Below are 2,998 nucleotides of genomic sequence, written 5' to 3' on the forward strand. Positions count from 1 at the left end.
GTTGCCAATGATTTGAGAGAGTCGTACAAAACCGGTATCGGGAAAACTTCTGTGGTGCATAGATCGTCTCCTGCATTCTGTGGCCAATAGATTCAATCACTGACCAGCGTGGAAATTTATAGGGCACAATAGTGAGTATTTTGATAGACTAACGCAAACGAAGGCGATGTAGTCACTTCGGTTTCATCGAATGTTCGCTGCGGGTTTACGTCCGCCTTCGACGCGAATTTTAGACAATTATTCTGCCGGCACTTTCTCTGGACTTTCACCAAACTTTCACCATTCTAGATGGATTTTCCCGAACTTTCCTGAACTTTGACGTATTGATGCCAGTTTGAAAAGATTGGTGAGTCATCGCAAATTACCGAAATATAAAGAAAAATGGCTGGATGGTATAAAATGGGTGTCGGCTTCGATTCCCGCCACCTCCACCAATGAAATGAATTCGAACCGGTGTCCAAACCGGAATCGGATTCTGTAGATAAAGGCCCCTTTTGGGGCCTTTTATCTTCGAGCAGGGCTAACGGTTGCAGGTTGGACATCGCCACCAGGTATGGTTTTCCAGTTTTAGGGTAAACTGGTTTCAGTGATATTTGGCCAAGCAGCTTTCTCAGCAGAAGGGCTGACTGTTCGGTTTGCATTTCAAGGATTTCTTTTATATGTCTAATAGCATCTGCAATCCACTCTAATGGAGGTGCTTTGAAGGCGTTTTCTTTTGTTGCCTCCAAAATTTTCAGTTCCGCTTCTAAAATTTCCATTCTTTGTTCTGAAAACGAAAGTGATTCAGCGACATTTTTACTAGAATTTCCTTCGGATATGAAAGAGACGAAGTTATTAATCCTTTTTTTAAGTTGAGCCTGCTCTGTTTTCTTAGTTTGGATTTCCTTCGGTACAGTACAGATAAGTTTGGCACTAAGTTCTTCAACCCTTGATAATACGTATTTTATAGAAGCAGAATCACCAATAAGCTTGGCTACTTCAGAAAGTATTATTTGCTCAGCGACACTTTTCCTCACGAGGATCTTGTTGCTACACCCTCTGCGGGCAGCTTTAAGGCACCCGTAATACCCACCTGCTTTGCCGCCGACTTTTCCTATCGAACACCCGCACAGGGAGCAGATCATCGCCCCAGATAATAGCTCGTGAGGGAATTTCTTAACGTAACTATTTTGTGTTTTTGAAAAGCCTTTTTTACCTTTCTTGGCTGGCCCAGTTTCTGATATCTCTTCTAGTCTTTTTTGGACTTTATCCCATAATTCCTCGGGGATTATTCGTAGCTCTTCATAAAATCCTTCATATAATGGTCCCTCGGGCCGAAGTCTCTGTTTGATAATACCTGTAATCGGGTCGAGCCTGTTCTGTCTTTTTCCCCAAACCCATTTTCCTATATACTTCTCATTTCTTAAAATTCGGTAGATGGTTGAAGTATTCCAGCCATGCTTCTCGTGTTTGCTGCTCTGAATTTCCTCTTCGTTTAACGTCTTTACAATTTTGTTTGTCGATTTTCCATCGGCGCACATTTGGAAAATCCTCTTTACGATAGTGGCTTCGTGCTCAACAATGCGCATTTTGTAACCTTCGGGCCTCAACCTTCCTTTTTTGTCAGCAATTAAAATACCTACTGGTTCGGACTTATAACCAAAAGCAGCCTCTGCAACAAAATACCCGCGTTGTTTTTGTCCAAGTTGCCCTCGAATAGTTTTTTTTCGCAAATCATCAATGAAGCTTTCATTCATTATGGCTTTAACTTGATAACTAAGCTTCGAATCTTCATTACTCGTATCAAGATTTTCGGCTACTGAGCGTAATGAAACTCCTAAATAAATCAATTCTTGAATTGTTGTCAAAGTCCTGCTAGCGTTTCTATCAAGCCTTGATAAATCGTCCACTATAACAATATCAAATAATCCAGCACGGGCATCTTCCTTCAGTCTGTTCAGTCCTGTTCTGTCACGCAGTGACCCTGAGGTGGCCGCATCTGTATAAATATGCCTCTCATCAATAAGAATATTATTTTTTTGTGCATATTTCTTACAAGCATTGATTTGATCATCAAGACTTACCTCTCGCTGGTTGTCACTACTGTATCGCGCATAAGCTGCTGCTTTCATTGTCTGCCTCCACACAAGTAATCCTTTAAACGTCTAGTGATTATTTTTCTTTTCGTCTGATTTTTTTTTGTTGTTTATTGATAACTCAGCATGGCCTCTAGCTAATATGTGTGCAATATGGTCTAAGAGTGCACGGGTGGCCTGGTCCCTGGGGCCTCTATTGGTTTTATGAAGAGATTCATCTCCCATGGGTTCCAATTCTCCCAACGGACAACCTATTATCCTTTTTACCCTCCAAACCATTCGTTTTAATGATCAGTTCAGGCCCGGGTTGTGCCTAGCTAGGCCGTTTTTCCTTTGTACGATTAGCTTGATGGATGTATCTCGCTCTAAATTATAGGTTCAGTGATTTTTCAAAAATTTCTACCATAATTCAAAGGTACATGAAAGTAAAGAACAGTGCAACTCCATCAAAAAATGCGCATTTAGATATATGATATAGAAAAAGAAAAAAATCATCAGATATTAAGAAACAGCATGAGAAAAAAATTAAATAAACAACAGAAACAAAAAAAAGGTTTTATGGAAAAACTAAAACACAGAAAAAAAATAAAAAAATAGTTTAGTTAAACGAATAGCTACAAAAAATAGTAGAAAAAGATTTGGAACTAACAACTTTGTTAGGAAATTACTTTAGAAATATATTTCTCATGATGTTCCTTGAAAACCAAAGGTAATCCAATGGTTATTCTCTGTACGTCCAGTTCGCTTCAAGGGCCTTCTTGATTTCTAAGGTAAGCAAAGTGTGCATATAGCTATCGAGTGGTTACGGTTGAGTCCGTATAGTGCTGTAGGAAAAGCCTGTCTGATAAATCACTACTTCTTGAAAATTAAAAGCCCGCCTGGCGAACCAAGCCGGCTTTTCTGATTTTTCAGGGTTCATAAGA

The 2,998-nt window shown here is 39.8% G+C and carries 2 protein-coding genes; both read right to left on the reverse strand.

Going from position 1 to position 2,998, the window contains the following annotated elements; translation table 11 throughout:
• Window positions 1-284: 284 nt before the first annotated feature.
• Entirely contained in the window at window positions 285-2,111 is a 1,827-nt protein-coding gene (locus AC3AX0_RS10510; protein WP_487550243.1) for a recombinase family protein, read from the reverse strand.
• Window positions 2,112-2,144: 33 nt separating this feature from the next.
• Window positions 2,145-2,300 (reverse strand): hypothetical protein, encoded by a 156-nt coding sequence (locus AC3AX0_RS10515; RefSeq protein WP_487550244.1) that lies wholly within the window; start codon window positions 2,298-2,300, stop codon window positions 2,145-2,147.
• Window positions 2,301-2,998 lie beyond the last annotated feature (698 nt).

Source organism: Dethiosulfatibacter sp. (genome assembly GCF_983023055.1).

Bases quoted from the DNA above. Each gene is read 5' to 3' on its own strand.
- AC3AX0_RS10510 (WP_487550243.1), bottom strand. From the start codon at position 2,111: ATGAAAGCAGCAGCTTATGCGCGATACAGTAGTGACAACCAGCGAGAG.
- AC3AX0_RS10515 (WP_487550244.1), bottom strand. From the start codon at position 2,300: ATGGGAGATGAATCTCTTCATAAAACCAATAGAGGCCCCAGGGACCAG.